Here is a 15,971-nt window from a genome sequence, read left to right on the forward strand (position 1 = left end):
GCTACTCGGCGTCCGCAGCGGTGGAGGCGTTGATCTGGGCGTAGTTCTGCTCGCCCACGCGGTCGTGCAGATCAAGCTGGGTTTCGAGAAAGTCGATATGGCCTTCTTCGTCGGCCATCAGCTCTTCGAACAGGTTTTTCGACACGTAGTCGCCCACGCTTTCGCAATGGTCGCGCGCTTCCTTGTAGAGCGTGCGGGCCTCGTGCTCGGCGGCGAGGTCGGCTTCCAGCATTTCCTTCGGGGTCTCGCCAATGCGCAGCGGATCGAGCTTTTGCAGGTTGGGGTGGCCTTCAAGGAAGAGGATGCGGGTGATGAGCTTGTCGGCGTGGTGCATCTCTTCGATGCTCTCCTCGCGCGATTTGTCGGCAAGGCCCTTGAGGCCCATGTCGTCTTGCATCCGGTAGTGCAGCCAATACTGGTTGACGGCGGTCAGCTCTGACCGGAGTGCTGCGTTGAGGTATTCGATGACCTTTTCGTCGCCTTTCATGCGCTCTTTCCTCTCATGCGATCTGTTCTGAGGCCGCGCAATTCGGGCGGAACCTCCAGGTTGGTATTAGCACGCATGGTGGAGAGAAACAGGGGCATACAGCCGCCGCAATCGGCGCGTTTGCCGAGCGCGTGGTAGATCTTGCCGGGGGTGATGATCGTTTTCGGGTCGGCGGCGCGCATCCAGTCGATGGCGGCGTGGATATCGCGATCATTAATGCTTTGGCAGTGGCAGACGATCATTTTGGCAGGCCCTTGGCTGGCTGTGCTGTGGCGTGCGGGGGCGCGGCGGGGCGCCCCCGGGGGTGTTTTGTGAGCGTTTCACTTGGGCGGTTTTGGCGCAGCAGCCCAATGAAACGGGCCGGTTTTACTGGAACACGGCGTCGGGCTGGTCGAGGCTGTCGGAGCCTTCAACCGCGATGCCATCGAGGCCGAGCGCGGTGACTGCCCGCTCGATGGAGCGGGTCTGGGCGACGAGCGCATCGACCGCGCCCATCACCAGCGCTTCGCCTTCGGCGTTGCCTGCCGCGAGCATCTGGTCATAGGAGTAGCCCGCTTCGGCGGCGGTCTTGATCTGGCCGAGTTCGCGCATGGTGTGGGCGAGGGCTGCTGTCAGCTCCGCATTCAAGGCCGGATCGGCCGCTGCGACGAGGGAGGCGAGGGATTCACCGGAGACAACGGAGCCGTCAACGCGCTGGTATTCACCGAGGTAGACGTTCTGGATGCCCAAGCCGTCGTAGTAGTGGCTGTTGTGGGTGTTGTCGGAGAAACAGTCGTGCTCCTCCTCCGGGTCGTGCAGCATGACGCCGAGCTTCATCCGCTCGCCGGCCTGCTCGCCGTAGGACAGCGAGCCCATGCCGGTGAGGATCGCGGTCAGACCGGCGGTTTCATCGGCCAGCACGGCCTCGCGGCCTTCGCCGCCTTCGGCCCAGGCTGCTGCCATGTCTTCAAGGTCGTTCACCAGCAGGTTGGTTGCGGCCTTGAGGTAGGCGGCGCGGCGCTCGCAGTTGCCGCCGGTGCAGGCGTCGCCGGTGGCGTAATCTGTATAGGGGCGTTCGCCCGCAACGTGCTCGGTGCCGTTCAGATCCTGGCCCCAGAGCAGAAATTCGATGGCGTGGTAGCCGGTGGCGACGTTGGCCTCGACTTCATCGGCCTCGTGCAGCGTGTCCGACAGAAGCGCCGGGGTGATCTCGGTGGCGTCGATCTTTACGCCGGAGATGGTCAGCGTGGGGTTGGCCACCACGTTAAGCCCGCCGAGCGGGTTTTCATCGGTTGCGCCGCCGTTTTCGACGTAGTCGATCAGCCCTTCATCCAGCGGCCATGCATTCACCTTGCCTTCCCAGTCGTCGACCACGGCATTGCCGAAGCGGAAGACCTCGGTTTGCTGGTAGGGCACGCGGGCGGCGAGCCAAGCGTCCTTCGCGGCTTGCAGCGTGGCATCGGAAGGATCGGCGATCAGCGCGTCGATGGCGGCTTGCAGCGTGGTCGCGGTGGCGAGGCTGTCTTCATAGCCGGCCTGGGCGATGTCGGCATAGGTGGCGAGCACCTCGGCGGGGCCGGCGAGCGCCGGGAGGGGCGCGGCGAAGGCCGTGGCGAGGAGCGTGGCTTTGAGCTTGGAAGTCATGTGGCTTTTAATGTCCTGTTGGCTTTTGTGTTTGGTGTCAGTGGATTACGCGGGGAGCGGCGAGCACCCCGGCCATGTGAGAGAAGGCCAGCCCGGCGAGGGCGGCGGCCCCCAGAAGCCCGAGGGGCGGGCGACCAGAGAAGAGGTGGAGGGCAAAGCCCGTTGCGGCCTCTTCATCGCCCTCCGCCGCTGCTGAGAGCAGCTGGACAAAGGCGCTTTCGTCGCCGCCATAGCAGCGGCAACCGGGCGCGTGATGCGGGAAGGCGCGGGGCCGGGCCGCAAGCGCGGCGGCGAGCCGGGCAAAGGCGGCATGGGCCTCGGAGCCGTCTTGCGGGCCAAGCAGCAGGGCGAAATCCTCGGCCACTGCGGCGCTGTCGCCGGTCATCTCCATGCGCAGGTAGGTGACGGCGGCCAGCTCGGGCGGGGCCAGCTCTGCGGTGCGGCCCACGGGCGCGGCCCCGCGCGGGTTGGGGAGGACCGCGTGCTTCATTTGGTCAGGATCAGCTTTCCGGCGCGGGTGATGCGCAGGAAGTAGGTTTGCCCGTCGAGCTCGATCATGGCCTGGATGCCGCCGTGGGTCAGCGTGCGGGCATCGTGCAGGGGCAGGGAGGTGGCGGGGGTGCTCACATGTGCGTTCATGCCCGGGCCTCCCCGATCATCCGACGAAAAAGCCGGGCCTCTCCGGCGCCGTAGTGGCGGCAGAAGAAGCTTTGGAGGAGGGAGGTGTATGGGTCACTTGGGTGCGCGTTTCTCATGGGTCCGCCTGTTCGCTGGTGTCTCCGATTGTGCGACGTGTCCGGGCTGGCCCTGTGGTGGGGTGGCTGGGAGTCGGGTTAATTCTGAGTGAATCGCTCAGGCATGTCAATTCCGATTGTTTTGCTCGGATTAATTCCGCCCTCCAGACCCTTCAATTGCGGGGCGTTTCGGGCTAGGGCGGGCGGATGAGAAGGGGTGCGTGATGAGCGAGATCCGGTTGGATGGGGCAGGATATGGCGTGGCGGAGCGGGAGATTCTGCGCCCGCTGACGCTGGAGCTGCGCGAGCGCCGCATCGGGATTGTCGGGCGCAATGGCTCGGGCAAGAGCACGCTGGCGCGGCTGCTGGCCGGGTTGATCGCGCCGAGCGCGGGCAGGATTGCGGTGGGCGGGGATGACCTGTTTGCCGACCGCAAGGCGGCGCTGGCGCGGGTGGGCATTCTGTTTCAGAACCCCGATCACCAGATCATCTTTCCGACCTGCGGCGAGGAGGTGACCTTTGGGCTCGCGCAGCAGGGGCGGCGTGAGGCCGAGGCCGAGGCTGCCGCGCGGGCTGCCCTCGAGAGTTTTGGCAAGGCGCATTGGTGGGACAGGCCGGTGGGCAGCCTGAGCGGGGGGCAGCGGCATTTGCTGTGCCTCATTGCGGTGCTGGCGATGGCGCCAGAGTGGCTGATCCTCGATGAGCCTTTCGCGGGGCTCGACATTCCGACCACGCGGGCGCTGCATGGGCGGCTCGATGCGCTGGAGCAGCGGGTGGTGATGATTTCTCACGACCCGGCGGCGCTGGAGGGCTTTGACCGGGTGATCTGGCTGGAAGCCGGTGCGGTGGCAGCTGATGGCCCTGCGGGCGAGGTGCTGGCGCGGTTTCGGGCGGCGATGGAAGGGATGGGCGATGATCTCACTGACCTCGCCGGTTGAGACGGTGTTCCATCGCTGGCCAGCGGGGCTGAAGCTGGGCCTGCTGTGCGTGGCGACGACGGGGCTGTTTTTGCTCGCGTCGCTCGCGGGGCAGCTCGCTGCGCTCGCCGGGGTCGCTGCGCTTTATGCCCTGCCGGGCGTGCGCTTTGCGCGGGCGGGCCTCGCTGCGCTCCGCCCGGTCTGGCTCTTCGCGGTGCTCATCGCCCTGTGGCATTTGGCAACGGGGACGCCGCAGGAGGGGGCGGTGATTGTGCTGCGGCTGGTGAGCGCGGTGGCGTTGGCCAACCTTGTGACCATGACGACCCGGCTGGCGGACATGCTGGGCGTGCTGCATTGGCTGACGTCGCCGCTGCGCTGGCTGGGGCTGCGCACCCGCCCGCTGGAGCTTGCCATTTCACTGGTGATCCGGTTTATCCCGGTCTTGAGCGAAAAGGGCGCGGCGCTGGCCGAGAGTTACCGGGCGCGCTCGCCAAGACGCCGCGCGGGCTGGCGGATCGCCGCCCCGCTGGCCGGTGTGGCGCTGGATGATGCGGACAGGGTAGCCGAGGCGCTGAGAGCGCGCGGCGGATTAAGCGAAGGGGCTGAGCGATGAAACGGGTTTCGGAACGCGATGTGGTGATGATTGCGCTGTTTGCGGCGCTGATCGCGGTGCTGGGGCTGATCCCCAAGCTGACGCTGGCCTCGGGCATTCCGATCACCGCGCAGACGCTGGGCATCATGCTGTGCGGCACGGTGCTTGGCGCATGGCGCGGTGCGGCGGCGGCGGCGCTGTTTTGCCTGCTGGTGCTGCTTGGCCTGCCGCTTCTGGCGGGCGGGCGTGGCGGGCTTGGCGTGCTGATGACGCCCTGGGCAGGCTTTTTCGTGGGCTTCCCGGTTGCGGCCTTCGTGGCTGGGCTGGTGATGGAGCGGATGCGCCGCCAGCCTGTGGCCTATGGTGCCGCCGCAGGCGCGGTGCTGGGTGGGATCGTGGCGCTCTATGCGATTGCGCTGCTGTGGTACATGGTGGCCAAGCCTGCGGGCCTCGGCGAGGCGGTGACGGTGGCGGCGCTGCCCTTCATCCCCGGTGACATCATCAAGGCGGTCCTGGCCGCGCTCGTGACCCAGGCGCTGGCAAAGGCGCGCCCGGGTGCTCTGCCCAGCCGGGGCTGATACGGTGGAGGGGCGACCCCGCCGGGAGCTGAGTGTCAGCGAAGCGCTGGCACAGCGGCGCTCGGTGCGGGGCTTTTTGCCCGACCCGCTGGAGCGCGGCACGGTGGAAGCGATCCTGACCGACGCCCGCCGCGCGCCCTCAGGCGCCAACCTGCAACCCGGGCGCTTCATTGCACTCACCGGCGCGCCGCTGCGGGCGCTGTCAGCCAAGCTGGCCGAGGCGATTGCCGAGGGGCGGCCGCAGGTGGCGGAATACTCCTACTTTCCAAAGAAGATGCCGCCCGACTTGAAGGCGCGGCAGCGGGCGGCGGGCTATGCGCTTTATGAGGCGCTGGGCATCGAAAAGCGCGACCTTGAGGGGCGGCGGCGGCAGTTTGACCTGAACTACCGCTTCTTTGACGCGCCGGTGGGCATTGTGGTGACGATCGACCGGGAGATGGGCAAGGGCTGCTTCATGGACCTTGGCATGGCGATCATGGCGCTGCTGGCCTCGGCGGAGGGGCGGGGGCTGGCCACCTGTGGTTTGGGTGCCATCGCGCATTACGGCGATGTGGTGCATGAGGCGCTGGCGCTGCCGGAGCGGGAGTTGGTGGTGTGCGGCATTGCGCTGGGCCGCGCCGACCCGGTCCATCCGGCGAATGCGGTGCGCACGGCGCGTGAGCCGTTGGAGGTTTTCGCGGAGTTGCGCGGGTTTTAGCGCCGTGGCCCGGCGTGGGGCCTCAACCGCGCCAGAACGCCCTTAGCGAAAACAAAGTTGCCCGCCCCGACTAGGGATAACGTGGGGCGGGCAGGCCTGCGTGAACCTTAGGGGGAAAGGCTGTGGCGCAGGCTTTTTGCGTGAATCAGGCGGCGACGAACTTGAGGCTCACCCCGTTGAGGCAATGGCGCTTGCCGGTGGGCGCGGGGCCGTCATCAAAGATGTGGCCAAGATGAGAGCCGCAGCGGCGGCAGTGACATTCGGTGCGGACCGAAAACAGCTTGCGGTCTTCCTTGGTGCCAATGGCGTTTGCCAGAGGCTTCCAGAAAGACGGCCAGCCGGTGCCGCTATCGTACTTGGTTTCGGAGGGGTAGAGCGGCAGGTCGCAGCCTTTGCAGATGTAGGTGCCCGCGCGCTTTTCGTCGTTCAGCGGGCTGGTGCCGGCGCGTTCGGTGGCCTCTTCACGCATCACGGCAAATTCTGTGTCGGTCAGCATGGCCTTCCATTCGGCCTCGGACCGGGTGATTTCGAAGTTGCCTTCGGTGGCGGCAAAGAGCCGGGGGCTGAGCACCATGGCCACGGGCAGCGCGGCGGTGGCAGCTGAGAGGAATGTGCGGCGGTTCATGGTGGTCTCCTTTGGATGGTTGGGGCGGGGCGGGCGCGGGGCGCTCTCGCTGAAGTGCGGTGGCACCTCCCCGCGGTGATCGGAGGACGGAGAGGTGCCGAGCCGCCGCCGGAGGCCCGAAGGTTCCGGCGGCGAATTGCGGTGCGTTACATCTTGGGCAGGAGCACCGCGTCGACCACGTGGATGACGCCGTTGGACTGCTTCACGTCGGCGATGGTGACGGTGGAGATGCCGCCGTTTTCGTCTTCGATGATGATGTTGGTGCCCATCTGCTTGGCCTCGAACACGCAGCCACCGACCGTTTTGATCTCATGGGAGCCATTGTCGGAGATGATCATCTCGGAGAGCGCGGCAGACATCACGTTGGCAGACACGACGTGGCAGGTGAGGATCTTGGTGAGCTGGTCCTTGTTCTCGGGCTTCAGCAGGGTTTCGACGGTGCCGGCGGGCAGGGCCTCGAAGGCGGCGTTGGTCGGGGCGAACACGGTGAAGGGGCCTTCGCTGGAGAGAGTCTCGACCAGACCGGCGGCCTGAACGGCGGCGACGAGGGTGGTGTGATCGGCGGAGTTCACGGCGTTTTCGACGATGTTCTTGTTTTCGAACATGTCGGCACCACCGACCATCGGGTTGGCAGCCCATGCGGTGCCGGCGATGAGTGCGGCGGCGGCGGTGGTGGCGAGCGTTTTGGCGAATTTCATTTGGGTCTCTCCTGATCTGTCATTTGCCTCGGCCATTGCGGCGAGGTTGTGCAGAGAGTTACGGAGCGGCTTTGCGATTGGTTTCAAAAGAAGCTGAGAAAAAGTGGTATCTCGCTGATTTTGAGAATAAAAATTTCCGCGCTTCGCTTAGAGCGCCTGCACCTGCGCTGCCGCCAGAACATCACCCGTGGGGGCGCCGGTGGGGGAGCCGCCGGGGGGTTCGTCGGAGATGGCGAGGGTGCCGCCGGTGAAGGCGGCGCGCAGGGCTTCGGGCACCTCGATGCGCACGTCTTCGGCCTCTGGCAGCACGCCGAGCGAGACCGGTGCGGGCGCGCCCTCGGCGATCAGCCAGAGCTCCAGCGCACGGCCCGGGCGGGCGGTGCCGGCCTCGCGGATCAGGTGCAGCTCGCCCTCGGCGCTGAGTGCGGCCTGCACCACCAGCGAGCCGTCTTCGGCGGAGATTTGCGCCTGATGGGTCGGAGGCGCAACGGGGCCGGGCGGCACGGCGAAGAAGAGGGCAACGGCGATGAGGGCGGCCACGAGACCGCCGGTCAGCCAGCGCCACGGCGAGATGCCCGCGCGGCCGGGGGTGGCCTCGCCGTAGGCTGCCGCTTCGATGCGGGGCCAGAGCGCGGCGGGGGGCGTTTCGGCCACCTCATCGGCCAGCGTTGCGAGGCCCTCCTGCCACTCGGTGACGAGATCGCGCAGCGCGGGCTCGGCGGCCAGACGGGCTTCGAAGGCGGCGACCTCTTCGGCCACAAGCAGACGCAAGACATATTCGCCCGCGAGGGCGATGTCGTCTTCGTCGTATGTGGCCGTCTCGCTCATCTTTCGAGGCACTCTTTCAGTTTTATCAGGCTGCGTCGCAGCCATGTTCTCATCGTGTTGAGTGGCACGCTGTAGCGGCTTGCCAACTCATCATATGTGGCGCCCTCAAGATAGGCACCGCGCACCGCAGCGGAGCGCTCGGGCTCCAGCTCGCCAAGGCACGCGCCGATCCGGGCGGCCTCGCCAGCGGCCACCGCCGATTGCTCGGGCGTGGGGCCGGAAGCGACCAGTGGCGGCGCATCCTCAAGTTCGTCCGCCGGGGGGGCCTTGGCCCGCAGACGGTCGATGGCGAGGTTGCGCGTGACCGTCGACAACCAGGCCATGGGTGACGGCCCGCCCGCCGTGTAGCTATCGGCTTTCCGCCAGATCCGCAGGTAAACCTCCTGCAGCGCATCTTCGGCTTCGGACCGCTCCTTGAGGATACGGAGGCAGATGCCAAAAAGTTTCGAGCTGGTGGCCTGATAAAGGTCGGCAAAGGCAGAACGGTCTCCCAGACCGCATCGCGCAATCATCCCCTCGATATCTTCCGTCGTTACCATGGCGCGGACCCTAACAGCCCCGTTCCGCGATGGCGAGACGTCCGCAGCCCTTGCCGACTGCGGACGCCTCTTCCCTTCACACTCGTAAACCAGACCGAGGCTGCGCCCTCCAGCATGGCACCGCGAGAACGGCCTGTGAGAGAAGACACGGGGTGGGGGTGCGATGAGTTTCACTGTCGGACGAAAAACTTCCTGTGGCCTCCATCGTTTCGGTGCAATGGCCCGTATTTGGTTGCGGCCCCTCTGGGCGCGGGGCATGGTTGACGCCCGCTTTGAGCGGGTATTCGCAGTATGTTCTGAGGGTGGATTTGCATGAGAATTTCGAGGGATGGGCGGCTCTTGCGGCTTGGCGTTGCCGCCCTTGCGGCTGTGATGCTTGCGGGCTGCGTGCCGCCGGAACAGGCGTCTTCGGGAAAAGGTGCGCGCTGGCAGGATGCGCTGGCCGCCTTCGAGGAAGGGTGCCTCGCTTCCATGGGCAGCATTAGTAGTGCGCACAGGGCCTTCAAAAGGCATGGCATCAGATACCTGTCAGCCTACAATGGCGAGACATCGGAGGGCATCGGCTTGTATACTGCACGCACGCGAATTCAGGCTGGTCCACCCATCCCGGGTGACCGGACTTGGGATGCCCGGCTTTACGGCTGCTCAATTCAATCGGTTGGCTTGGGGAGCAGGGATGCAGTCGAACCTGTCCGGATGGCTTTGGCGCGCTATGGCTATCAGCCGATAAAGCCGCTCTCGCTCGGCGACTCTACAAATCTGCCTTCTCGATCTGGATACTTGAGCTTCCGTGGCGAGTATCAGCGCAACGGAGAGCGGTTTGTCATTCGGCTTGCGGAGGCCAAGGCGAATACCCCTCCGGGCACTATAACTAATGGAGATGTGGTCTATCGGCGCGGCAACGCGCGCACGATATTCCAGATAGAATCTCTGAAGATACCGCCAAAGCCGATGTGAGGCTGCGAGCGAAGGCCGCTCACTCCGCCTTCCACTTGATCGAACAGCCCATCGACGGCACTTGCTCTTCTGGCCCTTTGCCGGTGGTGGCCACTTGCATCATGGCTTCGACCAGCTCGCGCGGGGCGTCGGCGGGGGCCGCTTTTTTGCCGAAGGCGTCGAGGCGGCCGCGATACTGCAATTCACCTGCGGAATTGTAGCCGAAAAAGTCTGGCGTGCAGACGGCACCATAGGCCCGGGCGACCTCTTGGCTTTCGTCATGAAGGTAGGGGAAGGGGAAGGCATGTGCCTTGGCGAATTCGGCCATTTTCTCGAAACTGTCGGCGGGGTGGCTGGTGGCGTCATTGGCGCAGATCGCGGCCACGCCAATGCCTGCGGTTTGCAGGGTTTGTGCATCCATCACCAGCCGCTCGATGATGCCCTTCACATAGGGGCAGTGGTTGCAGATGAAGATCAGCACGGTGCCCTTTTCGCCGGCCACATCGGCCAGGCTCCAGGTTTTGCCATCGGTGCTGGGCAGGGAAAAGTCGGGCGCTTTTGCGCCGAAGTCGCAGGTGGGGGGCTGTGCGGCCATGGGGATCCTCCGGTGTTCGTTTCGAGCAGAGCCTAGGGCACTGGTGCGCGGTGTCGAGGGGGCTCATCCGCCCTTCGAGGCGTCTTCGCCCATGCGATGAGCGGCCCCGGAGGGCCGAAGAGCTACCCGTCTTTCACCACTTCGAGGGCAACGAAGGAGGAGGTGGAGGCGACGTGGGGCAGTTCGGAGAGCTTTTCGCCCATGACTTCGCGGTAGCTGGCCACGTCCTGCGTGCGCACCTTCAGCAGGTAGTCGAAGCCTGAGGCGATCATGTGGCATTCTTCCACCTCGGTCAGCCGGGCGACGGCGGCGTTGAAGGCCTTGAGCGCCTTTTCGCGGGTGTCGGTGAGGCGGACCTGCACGAAGGTGACGCAGCCGAGCCCGAGTTTGGGCCAGCTCAGGGTGGCGTGGTAGCCGGTGATCAGCCCGGCCTCTTCCAGCCGTCGCACGCGGGCGAGCACCGGGGTTTTGGAGAGGCCGACGCGGCGGGCGAGTTCTGTCATCGAGAGGCGGGCATCGCTGGCCAGCTCGCGGATGATAGATTCGTCCAGCGTGTCGAGGTCGAGCGCTGCGTTTGGTCCGATCTTCTGCATGTTTTTGATCCGTTTGGCGGGTGGGTCGGCCAAATTTAGACACATCGTCTGCGGAAAAGGAATGATAATCGCCCCATGAGCATCCTATCCTTCACCCCCGCCACAGGTGCCGCGCTGCGGCAGATTGATGACCTCAAGCACCAGCCGGAACCGGATCTGGTGGCCCGGCTTGTGGATGCGGCGGCGCTGGATGGCGCGGCGCGGGCGCAGATTTCGGCCAGCGGTGCCGATCTGGTGCGGCGCATCCGCAGCGATGCCCGGCCCGGGTTGATGGAGGTGTTCCTCGCTGAATACGGCCTGTCGACCGATGAGGGCGTGGCGCTGATGTGCCTTGCCGAGGCGCTGCTGCGGGTGCCGGATTCGGAAACCATCGACGATCTGATCGAAGACAAGATTGCCCCCTCTGACTGGGGCCGCCACATCGGCAAGAGCGCTTCGCCGCTGGTCAATGCGTCCACATGGGGCCTGTTTCTTACCGGCAAGGTGCTGGATGAGCGCCCCGGTATCGCCACCCGGCTGCGCGGGGCGGTGAAGCGGCTGGGCGAGCCGGTGATCCGCGCCGCGGTGGGCCGCGCGATGCGCGAGATGGGCCGCCAGTTTGTGCTGGGCGAGAGCATTGGCGCGGCGATGAAGCGGGCCAGTGGGATGGAGGCGAAGGGCTACACCTACAGCTACGACATGCTGGGCGAGGCGGCGATGACCCGGGCCGATGCCGAGGGCTATGCCAAGGCCTACGCTGACGCGATTGCGGCGATTGCCACGAACTGCAAAGGCGCGATGGCCGAGAACCCGGGCATTTCGGTGAAGCTCTCGGCGCTGCATCCGCGCTACGAGGTGGCAAAGCAGGCGCAGGTGATGGAGGAATTGGTGCCGGTTGTCACCCGGCTGGCGCGGCAAGCGGCAGAGGCGGGCATGGGCTTTGCCATCGACGCCGAAGAGGCCGACCGGCTGGTGCTTTCGCTCAAGGTGATCGAGGCGGTGCTGGCCGATGAGGCGCTGGCGGGCTGGGATGGCTTTGGCGTGGTGGTGCAGGCCTATGGCCGCCGTGCGGGGGCGGTGCTGGACTGGCTTCATGGGCTCGCGGAGCAGCTTGGCCGTCGGATCACCGTGCGGCTGGTGAAGGGTGCTTATTGGGACAGCGAGATCAAGCATGCGCAGGTGGAGGGGCTGGAAGACTTTCCGGTGTTCACCGCCAAACCGGCGACCGACATCAGCTACATTGCCTGCGCCCGCAAGCTGCTCGCGATGACGGACCGGATCTATCCGCAGTTTGCGACCCACAACGCCCATACGGTGGCCGCCGTGCTGCACATGGCCGAGGGTCTCCCGCGCAGCGCTTTCGAGTTTCAGCGGCTGCACGGGATGGGCGAGCGGCTGCATGACCTCGTGCTGGCCGACAACGGCACCCATTGCCGGATTTACGCGCCTGTGGGCACTCACAAGGACCTGCTGGCCTATCTCGTGCGGCGGCTACTGGAGAACGGGGCGAACTCGTCCTTCGTGAACCAGATCGTGGATGAGAGCGTGCCGCCCGAGATGGTTGCTGCCTGTCCTTTCGAGGCGTGGGACGGCACGCGGGCAAGCATTCCGACCGGGCCGGAGGTGTTTCCGGGCCGGAAGAACTCTCGCGGGTTCGACCTGAGCGATGTGGGCACGTTGGAGCAGGTGGGCGCGGCGATTGCCGGGGCCAAGCCGGTGGGGCCGGTCGCCGATGCCAGTGCCGAGAAGGTCGAGGCGGCCCTGGGCACCGCGCGCGCGTGGGATGCGCCGGTGGCCGAGCGGGCCGAGGTGCTGCGCCGTGCGGCGGATCTGTATGAGCGGGATTACGGGGCGCTTTTTGCGGTGCTCATCGAAGAAGCGGGCAAGACGCTGCCGGATGCGGTGGGCGAGCTGCGCGAGGCGGTGGACTTTTTGCGGTATTACGCGGGCGAGGCGGTGGAGGCCGAGGCGCGGGGCGTTTTTGCCTGCATCAGCCCCTGGAACTTTCCGCTGGCGATTTTCACCGGGCAGGTGGCGGCGGCGCTGGCCTCGGGCAACGGAGTTCTGGCCAAGCCCGCCGAGCAGACGCCCCGGATTGCGGCGGCGGCGGTGGACTTGCTGCACGAGGCCGGGGTGCCTGCGGAGGTGCTTCAGCTGGTGCCCGGCGACGGGGCCGTGGTGGGCGCGGCGATCACCTCTGACGCCCGTGTAAGCGGCGTGGCCTTCACCGGCTCCACCGCCACGGCCAAGGCGATTGCGCGGGCGATGGCCAAGGGCATGGCACCGGGCACGCCGCTGATTGCCGAAACCGGCGGGCTGAACGCCATGATCGTCGACAGCACGGCTCTGCCGCAGCAGGCGGTGCGCGATGTGGTGGCCTCGGCCTTCCAATCTGCCGGGCAACGCTGTTCGGCGCTGCGCTGCCTTTACGTGCAGGAGGACGTGGCGGACAGCTTCATCGAGATGCTGACCGGCGCGATGGATGCGCTGGCGGTAGGCGACCCGGGGATGCTGCACACCGATGTGGGGCCGGTGATTGACGCCGAGGCGGCGGGAGAGATCCGCGCCTATGTGGAGGCAGCGAAGGCCGAGGGGCGGCTGGTGAAGCAGCTCGAAGCGCCGGATGGCAATTTCGTGGGGCCCGCGCTGATCGAGGTGGGCGGGATTGCCGACCTTGGCGGGCGTGAGGTGTTTGGGCCAGTGCTGCATGTGGCGCGGTTCAAGGCCGGGCAGATCCGGAAGGTGGTGCAGGATATCAACGCGCAGGGCTATGGGCTGACCTTTGGGCTGCATACGCGGATTGATACGCGGGTGCAGGTGGTGTCGGACGCGGTGGAGGCGGGCAATGTCTATGTGAACCGCAACCAGATCGGCGCGATCGTGGGCAGCCAGCCGTTTGGCGGCGAGGGTTTGTCGGGCACCGGGCCGAAGGCGGGCGGGCCGCATTATTTGCCGCGGTTCCGCAAGGGCGGCGCTGTGGAACGGCCAGCAGAGATGATCGAGATGCCCGGCCCGACGGGCGAGGCGAACCGGCTGCGGATGGTGCCGCGCGGTGGCGTTGTGTGCTGCGGGCCGGACACGCGCGCGCAAGTGGGGGCCGTTGAAGCGCTGGGCGGGCGCGCCGTGGTGGCGACGGTCGCGGAGGCGCTGGCGCGCGACGCACTGTCGGCGCTGCTGTTCTGGGGCGAGGAGGCGGAGGCGCGGGAGATTGCGGTGAAGCTGGCCGAGCGCGACGGGCCGGTGGTGGCGCTGGTGCGCGGGATGCCTGACGTGGGGCACGTGATGCATGAGCGGCACCTTTGCGTGGATACCACGGCGGCGGGAGGCAATGCGGCGCTGCTGGCGGCGGTGTCGGAATAGGGGCGGGCGAGTGGTGGGCAGATAGATTGCCCACCCTACGGTGTCAGACCGTCAGCGCATCGTTTCGGGCAGCCAGAGCACCAGGGCCGGGAAGGCGACCAGTAGCACGAGCCGTGCGATGTCCATCAGCACGAAAGGGGTGACGCCCCGGAAGATCTTTGTCAGCGGCACTTCGCGGGCGATGGAGTTGATGACGAAGACGTTCATCCCCACCGGCGGGGTAATGAGCCCCAGCTCAACCGTCATCACGATAATGACGCCGAACCAGATCGGGTCGAAGCCCATCGCGGTGACGACGGGGAAGACGATGGGCACCATGAGGATGATCATCGCCATCGCGTCGAGGATGCAGCCGAGCAGCACGAAGGCGATGAGGATCACGGCGAGGGTGCCGTAGGTGCCGATGTCGAGGCTGACCAGCCATTCGGTCACCTTCTGCGGCGCGCGGGTGACGGCGAGGAAGTAGCCGAAGAGGATGGCGCCTATCAGGATGGTGTAGATGGCGACCGAGGTGCGCAGCGCTTCGATCAGCGAGTTCAGCAAGGCGCGGGCCGAGAGCTTGCCACGCCCGATGCCGATGAGGGCGGTGAGCAGCGAGCCGACGGCGGCGGCTTCTGTCGCCGTTGCCACGCCCATGTAGATCGAGCCGATGATGGCGATGAAGAGCAGCAGCACCGCCCAGATGCCCTTGAGCGCGGCCAGCGCGGGGCGCAGCGCGAAGGTACCGGAGGCGGGCAGGATGCGGCCGTAGGCGAGGCGCACGGTGAGCATGTACATCAGCACCGCCAGCAGGCCCGGCACGACGCCCGCGATGAAGAGCTTGCCCACGTCCTGCTCGGTGATGAAGCCGTAGACGGCGAGCACCACCGAGGGCGGGATGAGGATGCCCAGCGTGCCGCCTGCGGCGATGACGCCGGTGGAGACGTGATCGGGGTAGTTCTCGCGACGCATTTCGGGGAGGGCGATCTTGGTCATGGTCGCCGCCGTGGCCACCGAGGAGCCGCAGATCGCGGCGAAGCCCGCGCAGGCCCCGATGGTGGAGAGCGCGAGGCCGCCGCGAAACTGGCCGAGCCACTTTTGGCCCGCCCGGAACAGCTCTGACGACATGCCGGAGTTGGTGGCCAGCACCCCCATCAGCACGAAAAAGGGGATGAGGGTGAGGTTGAAGTCGGTCACCACGCGCAGCGGCGACTGGGCCAGCAGGTTGAGCGCGGGTTTCAGGCCGGTGATGCCGGCAAAGCCGAAGACGCCGACCAGCCCCATGGCCACGCCGATGGGCACCCGAAGGAGGATCATGGCGAAGAGGGCGGCGAAGCCTGCGATGGCGATGAGGTCGGGGGTCATAGGGTGGGGCCTTCGGCGCGTCGGGGTGCGGGACAGGGAACGGGAGCCGGACGAGCGCCGGGCCGGGGGGTGGCGCTGCAACGGCAGGTCGGGTGCGCTTTATGGTTGGGTGGTCTTCGGACGGTCGAGAAATGGGCAAACGGCCAGGAAGCGCCAGCCCGCGGGCCGGGCCGGCGCTCGACCGGCGCCTTCGGCTTGAGTCCGGTCGGGCCGGTGCTCGCACGGCGGCTGCGCCGTGATTCCGTGCGGGGTGGCGCCTCGGTAGACGTCATTCCACATGCTCCTCGGCGCTGTCGAAATGATCCAGCGAGCCGTGGCCGAAGAGGATGATGAGCAGGCGGGCGGTGATAGTGGCGAGACTCACGGCCACCCCGGCCCAGATCAGGGCCATCAGCGGCCAGGCGGGCAGGCGCAGGTCCATCGTGGCCTCGCCGGAGCCCGCCGCGGATGTCACCCTTCCCAGCAGCTTCCACGCGAGAAGCGCCGTGAAGAAGAGCAGCACCGACCAGGCGAGCGCATCGAGCCAGCGCCGCACCGGGGTGGGCAGGGCCTCGGCCAGCAGGTCGACCTTGATGTGCGAGCCGCGAAAGCCGACGCAGGCGAAGCCCCACATGATCGCAGCCCCCAGAAGGTAGCGCGAGAGGTCGAAGGCATCGGGCAGGGGCCAGGCGAAGAGATAGCGGGTGACGGCGGAGACCACCACGAGCAGGGTGATGAAGCCCATCATCACGCCGGCCACGATCTCGACCCAGTGGGAAAAGCGCTCGAGGGCGCGTTGCATGTTGCGCATGGAATCAGCCGGGGTTCAGCCGGGCGGCACGGGGTGCGTGCCGCCCGGAAGGTTGC

At 66.6% G+C, this 15,971-nt stretch carries 18 protein-coding genes and 1 pseudogene; 6 read left to right on the forward strand and 13 right to left on the reverse strand.

The window, feature by feature from the left end; translation table 11 throughout:
- Position 1 precedes the first annotated feature (1 nt).
- From bfr to hemP, 5 genes and pseudogenes are all read right to left on the reverse strand, one after another.
- Complete coding sequence (gene bfr / locus FHY55_RS06730) at positions 2-487, reverse strand: bacterioferritin (RefSeq protein ID WP_140013455.1); 486 nt, start codon at positions 485-487, stop codon at positions 2-4.
- Positions 456-729: pseudogene (locus FHY55_RS06735) on the reverse strand (bacterioferritin-associated ferredoxin); the annotation flags it as partial. The gene bfr and the pseudogene FHY55_RS06735, both read right to left, overlap by 32 nt.
- Before the next feature lie 124 nt (positions 730-853).
- On the reverse strand, positions 854-2,110 hold the full coding sequence (locus tag FHY55_RS06740; protein WP_140013457.1) for an imelysin family protein: 1,257 nt from the start codon (positions 2,108-2,110) through the stop codon (positions 854-856).
- Positions 2,111-2,147: 37 nt separating this feature from the next.
- Positions 2,148-2,600 (reverse strand): hypothetical protein, encoded by a 453-nt coding sequence (locus tag FHY55_RS06745; protein ID WP_140013458.1) that lies wholly within the window; start codon positions 2,598-2,600, stop codon positions 2,148-2,150.
- Complete coding sequence (gene hemP / locus FHY55_RS06750) at positions 2,597-2,749, reverse strand: hemin uptake protein HemP (RefSeq protein ID WP_140013459.1); 153 nt, start codon at positions 2,747-2,749, stop codon at positions 2,597-2,599. Before hemP ends, FHY55_RS06745 begins: the two co-directional genes overlap by 4 nt.
- Positions 2,750-3,068: 319 nt before the next feature.
- Between hemP and FHY55_RS06755 the strand changes: the two genes are divergently transcribed.
- Genes FHY55_RS06755 through FHY55_RS06770 form a run of 4 tightly spaced genes read left to right on the forward strand, consistent with a single transcriptional unit; the run spans position 3,069 to position 5,628 of the window.
- Positions 3,069-3,782, forward strand: a complete 714-nt coding sequence (locus FHY55_RS06755) for an energy-coupling factor ABC transporter ATP-binding protein (RefSeq protein ID WP_140013460.1) — start codon at positions 3,069-3,071, stop codon at positions 3,780-3,782.
- The gene (locus FHY55_RS06760) at positions 3,757-4,374 is read left to right on the forward strand and encodes an energy-coupling factor transporter transmembrane protein EcfT (protein WP_140013461.1); all 618 of its coding nucleotides are present in this window, start codon (positions 3,757-3,759) and stop codon (positions 4,372-4,374) included. Before FHY55_RS06755 ends, FHY55_RS06760 begins: the two co-directional genes overlap by 26 nt.
- Positions 4,371-4,931, forward strand: coding sequence for a biotin transporter BioY (locus FHY55_RS06765; protein ID WP_140013462.1), 561 nt, complete (start codon positions 4,371-4,373; stop codon positions 4,929-4,931). The genes FHY55_RS06760 and FHY55_RS06765 overlap by 4 nt, the downstream gene beginning before the upstream one ends.
- Complete coding sequence (locus FHY55_RS06770; RefSeq protein WP_371707475.1) at positions 4,909-5,628, forward strand: nitroreductase; 720 nt, start codon at positions 4,909-4,911, stop codon at positions 5,626-5,628. The genes FHY55_RS06765 and FHY55_RS06770 overlap by 23 nt, the downstream gene beginning before the upstream one ends.
- 145 nt (positions 5,629-5,773) lie before the next feature.
- Here FHY55_RS06770 and msrB read toward each other — a convergent pair whose 3' ends face one another.
- The 4 genes from msrB to FHY55_RS06790 form a co-directional block, all read right to left on the reverse strand.
- On the reverse strand, positions 5,774-6,253 hold the full coding sequence (gene msrB / locus FHY55_RS06775; protein WP_140013463.1) for a peptide-methionine (R)-S-oxide reductase MsrB: 480 nt from the start codon (positions 6,251-6,253) through the stop codon (positions 5,774-5,776).
- A 146-nt stretch (positions 6,254-6,399) separates the two neighbouring features.
- Positions 6,400-6,951 carry a fasciclin domain-containing protein gene (locus FHY55_RS06780; protein WP_140013464.1) on the reverse strand — a complete coding sequence of 184 codons (552 nt, stop codon included), beginning with the start codon at positions 6,949-6,951 and terminating at the stop codon, positions 6,400-6,402.
- A 147-nt stretch (positions 6,952-7,098) separates the two neighbouring features.
- A complete protein-coding gene (locus tag FHY55_RS06785; RefSeq protein WP_140013465.1) occupies positions 7,099-7,779 on the reverse strand; it encodes an anti-sigma factor domain-containing protein in 681 nt (226 codons plus the stop codon).
- On the reverse strand, positions 7,776-8,318 hold the full coding sequence (locus FHY55_RS06790) for a sigma-70 family RNA polymerase sigma factor (protein WP_140013466.1): 543 nt from the start codon (positions 8,316-8,318) through the stop codon (positions 7,776-7,778). Before FHY55_RS06790 ends, FHY55_RS06785 begins: the two co-directional genes overlap by 4 nt.
- 387 nt (positions 8,319-8,705) lie before the next feature.
- On the opposite strand from FHY55_RS06790, the gene FHY55_RS06795 reads away from it, so the two are divergent.
- Positions 8,706-9,275, forward strand: coding sequence for a hypothetical protein (locus FHY55_RS06795; RefSeq protein ID WP_140013467.1), 570 nt, complete (start codon positions 8,706-8,708; stop codon positions 9,273-9,275).
- A gap of 19 nt (positions 9,276-9,294) precedes the next feature.
- Here FHY55_RS06795 and FHY55_RS06800 read toward each other — a convergent pair whose 3' ends face one another.
- Together FHY55_RS06800 and FHY55_RS06805 are read right to left on the reverse strand one after the other, a co-directional pair.
- The gene (locus FHY55_RS06800) at positions 9,295-9,849 is read right to left on the reverse strand and encodes a thioredoxin family protein (RefSeq protein ID WP_140013468.1); all 555 of its coding nucleotides are present in this window, start codon (positions 9,847-9,849) and stop codon (positions 9,295-9,297) included.
- 122 nt (positions 9,850-9,971) lie between these two features.
- Complete coding sequence (locus FHY55_RS06805) at positions 9,972-10,442, reverse strand: Lrp/AsnC family transcriptional regulator (protein WP_140013469.1); 471 nt, start codon at positions 10,440-10,442, stop codon at positions 9,972-9,974.
- 75 nt (positions 10,443-10,517) lie between these two features.
- Here FHY55_RS06805 and FHY55_RS06810 point away from each other — a divergent pair, with 75 nt between their 5' ends.
- Positions 10,518-13,781, forward strand: a complete 3,264-nt coding sequence (locus FHY55_RS06810) for an L-glutamate gamma-semialdehyde dehydrogenase (protein WP_140013470.1) — start codon at positions 10,518-10,520, stop codon at positions 13,779-13,781.
- 51 nt (positions 13,782-13,832) lie between these two features.
- Here the strand turns inward: FHY55_RS06810 and FHY55_RS06815 are convergent, their stop codons facing one another.
- Positions 13,833-15,125: a TRAP transporter large permease gene (locus FHY55_RS06815; protein ID WP_140013471.1), complete on the reverse strand. Its 1,293-nt coding sequence runs from the start codon at positions 15,123-15,125 to the stop codon at positions 13,833-13,835.
- 268 nt (positions 15,126-15,393) lie between these two features.
- A complete protein-coding gene (locus FHY55_RS06820; RefSeq protein ID WP_140013472.1) occupies positions 15,394-15,906 on the reverse strand; it encodes a TRAP transporter small permease in 513 nt (170 codons plus the stop codon).
- Between the last annotated feature and the right edge of the window lie 65 nt (positions 15,907-15,971).

This window comes from Oceanicola sp. D3 (assembly GCF_006351965.1).
Taxonomy (GTDB): domain Bacteria; phylum Pseudomonadota; class Alphaproteobacteria; order Rhodobacterales; family Rhodobacteraceae; genus Vannielia.

What these genes read in the sequence shown, in the direction of transcription:
- bfr (WP_140013455.1), bottom strand. Translation starts at nt 487, where the DNA reads ATGAAAGGCGACGAAAAGGTCATCGAATACCTCAACGCAGCACTCCGG.
- FHY55_RS06740 (WP_140013457.1), bottom strand. Translation starts at nt 2,110, where the DNA reads ATGACTTCCAAGCTCAAAGCCACGCTCCTCGCCACGGCCTTCGCCGCG.
- FHY55_RS06745 (WP_140013458.1), bottom strand. Translation starts at nt 2,600, where the DNA reads ATGAAGCACGCGGTCCTCCCCAACCCGCGCGGGGCCGCGCCCGTGGGC.
- hemP (WP_140013459.1), bottom strand. Translation starts at nt 2,749, where the DNA reads ATGAACGCACATGTGAGCACCCCCGCCACCTCCCTGCCCCTGCACGAT.
- FHY55_RS06755 (WP_140013460.1), top strand. Translation starts at nt 3,069, where the DNA reads ATGAGCGAGATCCGGTTGGATGGGGCAGGATATGGCGTGGCGGAGCGG.
- FHY55_RS06760 (WP_140013461.1), top strand. Translation starts at nt 3,757, where the DNA reads ATGATCTCACTGACCTCGCCGGTTGAGACGGTGTTCCATCGCTGGCCA.
- FHY55_RS06765 (WP_140013462.1), top strand. Translation starts at nt 4,371, where the DNA reads ATGAAACGGGTTTCGGAACGCGATGTGGTGATGATTGCGCTGTTTGCG.
- msrB (WP_140013463.1), bottom strand. Translation starts at nt 6,253, where the DNA reads ATGAACCGCCGCACATTCCTCTCAGCTGCCACCGCCGCGCTGCCCGTG.
- FHY55_RS06780 (WP_140013464.1), bottom strand. Translation starts at nt 6,951, where the DNA reads ATGAAATTCGCCAAAACGCTCGCCACCACCGCCGCCGCCGCACTCATC.
- FHY55_RS06785 (WP_140013465.1), bottom strand. Translation starts at nt 7,779, where the DNA reads ATGAGCGAGACGGCCACATACGACGAAGACGACATCGCCCTCGCGGGC.
- FHY55_RS06790 (WP_140013466.1), bottom strand. Translation starts at nt 8,318, where the DNA reads ATGGTAACGACGGAAGATATCGAGGGGATGATTGCGCGATGCGGTCTG.
- FHY55_RS06800 (WP_140013468.1), bottom strand. Translation starts at nt 9,849, where the DNA reads ATGGCCGCACAGCCCCCCACCTGCGACTTCGGCGCAAAAGCGCCCGAC.
- FHY55_RS06805 (WP_140013469.1), bottom strand. Translation starts at nt 10,442, where the DNA reads ATGCAGAAGATCGGACCAAACGCAGCGCTCGACCTCGACACGCTGGAC.
- FHY55_RS06810 (WP_140013470.1), top strand. Translation starts at nt 10,518, where the DNA reads ATGAGCATCCTATCCTTCACCCCCGCCACAGGTGCCGCGCTGCGGCAG.
- FHY55_RS06815 (WP_140013471.1), bottom strand. Translation starts at nt 15,125, where the DNA reads ATGACCCCCGACCTCATCGCCATCGCAGGCTTCGCCGCCCTCTTCGCC.
- FHY55_RS06820 (WP_140013472.1), bottom strand. Translation starts at nt 15,906, where the DNA reads ATGCAACGCGCCCTCGAGCGCTTTTCCCACTGGGTCGAGATCGTGGCC.